General features: G+C 59.6%; 6 protein-coding genes. All 6 read left to right on the top strand.

The window, feature by feature from the left end; genetic code table 11:
• On the top strand, positions 1-899 hold an 899-nt coding region (locus BG52_RS11765; RefSeq protein ID WP_036667314.1), incomplete at its 5' end, for an urease subunit alpha.
• A gap of 15 nt (positions 900-914) precedes the next feature.
• Positions 915-1,607 (top strand): urease accessory protein UreF, encoded by a 693-nt coding sequence (locus BG52_RS11760; protein ID WP_223299001.1) that lies wholly within the window; start codon positions 915-917, stop codon positions 1,605-1,607.
• A 47-nt stretch (positions 1,608-1,654) separates the two neighbouring features.
• On the top strand, positions 1,655-2,341 hold the full coding sequence (gene ureG, locus BG52_RS11755) for an urease accessory protein UreG (protein WP_036585333.1): 687 nt from the start codon (positions 1,655-1,657) through the stop codon (positions 2,339-2,341).
• Positions 2,313-3,188 carry an urease accessory protein UreD gene (locus tag BG52_RS11750; RefSeq protein ID WP_051588131.1) on the top strand — a complete coding sequence of 292 codons (876 nt, stop codon included), beginning with the start codon at positions 2,313-2,315 and terminating at the stop codon, positions 3,186-3,188. Before ureG ends, BG52_RS11750 begins: the two co-directional genes overlap by 29 nt.
• A 154-nt stretch (positions 3,189-3,342) precedes the next feature.
• On the top strand, positions 3,343-3,849 hold the full coding sequence (locus BG52_RS11745; RefSeq protein ID WP_051588130.1) for a MarR family winged helix-turn-helix transcriptional regulator: 507 nt from the start codon (positions 3,343-3,345) through the stop codon (positions 3,847-3,849).
• Between the two features lie 43 nt (positions 3,850-3,892).
• The coding region (locus BG52_RS11740) for an MDR family MFS transporter (protein ID WP_036585327.1) at positions 3,893-5,187 on the top strand (1,295 nt) is incomplete at its 3' end.

Genomic DNA, 5,187 nt, shown 5'->3' with positions numbered 1-5,187 from the left:
TTCATACCTATCATACCGAAGGGGCCGGCGGCGGCCATGCGCCCGACATTATCGCCGCAGCGGGCGAAGCGAACGTGCTGCCTTCCTCGACGAATCCGACCAGGCCGTTCACGGTGAATACGATCGAGGAGCATCTGGATATGCTGATGGTTTGCCACCATCTCGACAGCCGCATCCCGGAGGACGTCGCGTTCGCCGACTCCCGGATCAGGCCGGAGACGATCGCGGCGGAGGATATATTGCACGATCTCGGCGTATTCAGCATGATCAGCTCCGATTCGCAGGCGATGGGGCGGGTCGGCGAGGTCATCATCCGGACGTGGCAGACAGCGGATAAAATGAAAAAGCAGCGCGGTCCGCTGATGCCGGACACGGCGAGCGACAATTACCGGATCAAGCGGTATATCGCGAAATATACGATCAACCCCGCCATCACGCACGGCGTCTCGCACTTGGTCGGCTCGCTCGAGCCGGGCAAATTCGCCGATCTGGTCGTGTGGAACCCGATGTTTTTCGGCGTCAAGCCGGATCTTGTGCTGAAGGGCGGCAGTATCGCTTACGCGCAGATGGGTGATCCGAACGCTTCGATTCCGACGCCGCAGCCGGTGTTTGGACGTCCGATGTTCGCCGCTTTCGGCAAGGCGAAGCATCAGAGCTCGATTACCTTCGTCTCGCAGGCGGCGTATGACCGCGGAATTGGGCAGGAGCTCGGGCTTCAGAAACGGGTGGAGCCGGTCAAGGGGTGCCGGAGCATCGGCAAGAAGGATATGATTCACAACAATGCGACGCCGAGGATCGAGGTCGATCCGGAAACGTATCGGGTAACGGTCGACGGCGAGCCCTGCACCTGCGAGCCGGCCGTGGAGCTGCCGATGGCCCAGCGCTATTTTCTTTTCTAGAGGGGAGTGGCGGCTTTGCGTTTGATTCCATGGCTGGCGATGCAGCAACTGCTCGATTCGGCGCTGCCGATCGGCGGGTTCTCGCACTCCTTCGGACTCGAGACGATGGTACAGGAGAAGAGAATCTCGACCGCGGATCAGCTGGAACGGTATGCGGAAACCATGCTGCTGCAAAGCTGGGCGACCGGCGACGCGCTGGTCGTCAAAGCGCTGTATGAAGCCGCCGAGGAGGGCGGCGATTGGGAACGCGCCTGGCGCATCGAGCGGCTAGTTCACATCCAGCGGATCGGGTCGGAATCCCGCGCAGGCACGGAGAAAATGGGGAAGAGGCTGCTGCAGCTTGCAGCCGCCATGCATCCGCAGCTTGATTGGGAGCCGCTGCAAGCGGCGTACCGCGCAGGCGCTTGTCTGGCGACGCATTCGTTGGTCCACGGCTTTGTCTGCTTGCGGCTCGGAATGCCGCTGGAGCAGGCCGTGCAGGGTTACTTTTATGCCTGTATCGTAACTTGCGTCGGCAGCGCGCTTCGGCTGATGTCCATGGGACAAACCGAAGGGCAGGCGATGATCGCCAGGCTGGCGGCGCTTACGGAGGAGGGGTGGCGGATCGCCGACTCGCTGATGCCCGAAGATGCCTATGGCAATGTGCCGATGGCGGACATCATGATGATTCGCCATGAGACACTTTATTCACGATTGTTCATGTCGTAGATGTAATCCCAGTATCATCACGCATATTTGAAACGGAGGCGTTGGCTATGTGTCAAGGAACAGGAACGGGACATCACCATCACGAATGGGAGCAGCCGGCAGTCGACCGGTCCCGCCCGCTGCGGATCGGCATCGGAGGCCCAGTCGGATCCGGCAAAACCGCGCTCGTCGAGCGGATCGCCAAGGCGCTCAGCCATAAATACAGCATGGCGGTCATTACGAACGATATTTATACGGCGGAGGATGCGCGCATTTTGCTGCAAACCGGGTGTCTGCCGGAAGAGCGGATCATCGGCGTCGAAACCGGCGGCTGTCCCCATACGGCGATTCGCGAGGACGCTTCGATGAATTTCGAGGCGATAGACGAGCTCGAAGCCCGCATCGCGAATCTGGATTTTATTCTGATCGAAAGCGGCGGCGACAACCTGGCGGCGGCGTTCAGTCCGGAACTTGTCGACCGGTTTATCTACATTATCGATGTCGCGCAGGGTGAGAAAATTCCGCGCAAGGGAGGTCCCGGCATTATGCGGTCCGACCTGCTGCTCATCAATAAGACGGACCTGGCTCCGCACGTAGGCGCGAGCCTGGACGTGATGGCGGAGGATACGCGAAAAATGCGCGGCAGCCGCCCGTTCATTTTCTCGAATTTGTTCGGCGGCGAGGGCGTCGGCGACATTATGCACTGGATCGAACATGAGCTTGCGCATGCCCGCGGCGTTTCGCATTCCCACTGACGGCAAGGAGCGGGACGGCAGCCGGACGTCCGTGCTGCGTGCATCGTTCGCCCTGCGCAGCGGCCGGACGATACTCGAAGGCAAGTACCAGACCGCTCCGGTCAAAATCGCCAAAACGTTCGATACGCCCCACGAGCTGGCCGCGATTGTCATGGATGCCTCCCCCGGCATGCTGGCAGGCGACCGCTATGTATTCGAATGGAGCTTGGAGGCCGGAACCCGGCTGTATGTCACGAACCAGAGCTACACGAAGGTGCATCCGTGCAGCGCCGGCATCGGCGCGGAGATGGCGCAGAGGTTCGTCGTCGGCGACGGAGCATGCGCGCAATCGATGATGCAGCCTGTGATGCTGTACAAGGATGCCGACTTCAGGAGCGCTACTGAGGTCGAGCTCGGAAGGGGCGCCGTTTGGATGCAGGCCGAGGTGCTGTGTCCCGGACGGCTGCTGCGCGGCGAATCGTTCCTGTACAGACGGCTGGACAACCGGCTGACCGTGCTGTACGGCGGGGAGCCGATTTTCCACAGCAGACAGCTTGTGCTCCCGGCGGAGCAACGGCTTGCCGCTGCCGGCGCATGGGAGGATATGACCCATGCCGGTACATTCTATGCGTTCTCGGACCGGATCTCCTCCGTGCAGCTCGATGCCGTGCGTGCGGCGCTCGAATCGGGCGGCCCGACTGATCCGGCAACGGTCATTGCGGGCGTCAGTCTTACGTACCGGCACGGATTGGCGGTCGTTGCGGCGGGAAGGACGGCCTGGCAACTGCAGCGGACGCTGCATGCGGCGTGGTCGGCGGTGCGCGAGTCGCTCGATGGCCTTCCGCCGTTTGTTTTATGTCAAACGTAACGGATCGGCATAAGAAGACCTGGATTCCCGCTGTGGATTCCGGGTCTTTTTCGCGTGTGTGGCGATAAGGAGAAAAGATTTACAAATAAATTGTTTAGTGCTAAAGTATTTACTGCTATACATAGAAGGAACTAATTTGACAGGCAGGTGAACGATGAACGACGATCGCAACGAACCTAACACACCGGACGATAACGGTCCCGAGGCCGTGACCGAGACGGAACTGTCGAATCTGGAGGATGCTTTTCGGCGTCTCCAGCGCAAGCTTGTGGCGGAGTGGAACAAGGATAATCGCCATGGTCTGACCCATACCCAGGCGGGCATTCTCATCAAGCTGGAGCATTATGGTCCGCAGAAGGCATCAACGCTGGCCGAGATGCTTTCCGTCACCTCGGGCGCGATTACCGGCATTGCCGACAAGCTGCTGGAGCTCGGGTTTATCGTGCGCGACCGCGACGAGATAGACCGCCGGGTCGTGCAGCTCGGCATCTCCGAAAGCGGGCGCGCTGTCGTCGGGACGATTATGGCCAAAAGGCGGGAGATTCTGAACAGGATGTTTTCCGGCTTGTCCCGTTCGGAGATCGTGGAGTTGACTGCCATTTACGAACATATTCTGCGCAACATGGAACAAAATGAAGCGAAGACGCATGCCGGAAACTGAAAATAGGTAGTCGGAAATGCGGTCAAGAAGGGAGCCGGTAGGCGTGGAGCATTTGGATCATCGAAAAAAGCTGACCATCATGTCGGCCGTTATCGCCGCGATGCTGTTTGCGGCGCTCAACCAGACGATTATCAGTACGGCACTGCCGAGGATCGTCGAGCGGTTGGGCGGGATGGAGTATTACAGTTGGGTATTTACCGTGTTCATGCTGACCACCAGCATTACGACCATTCTGGTGGGCAAGCTGTCGGACATCTACGGCCGCAAGCCGTTCATTCTGATCGGAATCGGCGTTTTCGTGCTCGGTTCGCTGCTGTGCGGCTTGTCGGGCACCATCATACAGTTGATCATTTACCGGGGAATTCAGGGTCTGGGCGCCGGGATGATCATGTCGACGGCGTTTACGGTGATCGGAGATTTATTCGCGCCGCGCGAACGAGGCAAGTGGCAAGGAACGATGAGCGCCGCCTTCGGGCTTGCCAGCGTGTTCGGCCCAACGCTCGGCGGGTATATCGTCGACCATATGGAATGGCACTGGGTGTTCTGGGTGTTCCTGCCCTTCGGTATCATTGCCTTCGTCATGATCTGGGCGTTGTTTCCGAAGGTGCCGCGAAGACAGGGCGAGACCGTCGATTACGCCGGTTCGTTGTTTTTGGCGCTGACCATGGTACCGGCGCTTCTCGCCTTCACTTGGGCGGGCACGAAGTATGAATGGAATTCGGCGATGATCCTCAGCTTGCTTGCCGCGGCCGCTGTGATGCTCTTGGTCTTCATTCTGGTAGAACGACGCGCAAGCAGTCCGGTGCTGCCGCTCGGGTTGTTCGGGAACAGCATTTTTACGGTGTCGAATGCGGCGAGCTTTCTGCTCGGAGCCGGCATGTTCGGCGCCATTATGTATATGCCGTGGTTTGTGCAGGGCGTGATGGGGACGTCCGCCACGATGTCCGGCTATGTGACGATGCCGATGACGCTCAGTCTTGTTCTCGGTAGCGCGATCGGAGGTTCGATTACGACACGAACCGGGAAGTACAAGCTGCTCGCATTGTCTGGAGTCGTCATTATGTCGCTCGGCATGTACTTGCTGTCCACGATGGGTCTCGGCACGTCGACCTTCGAGGCGATCATATACATGATCGTGACCGGTCTCGGTCTCGGTGTGGCGATGCCCGTGTACACGCTGACTGTACAGAACGCCGTCGACCAACGTTTGCTCGGTGTGGCTACCGCCTCCTCCCAGCTGTTCCGCTCGCTTGGCGGCACAATCGGCGTGTCGATGATGTCGACCGTTTTGGCGAACCGGCTCGCATCGCGCATGCAGGAGGCGGCCTCCGGCGCGGC

It is taken from the genome of Paenibacillus darwinianus (assembly GCF_000598065.1).
Taxonomy (GTDB): Bacteria; Bacillota; Bacilli; order Paenibacillales; family Paenibacillaceae; genus Paenibacillus_I; species Paenibacillus_I darwinianus.
This window is presented reverse-complemented; position numbering and strand designations above follow the sequence as displayed.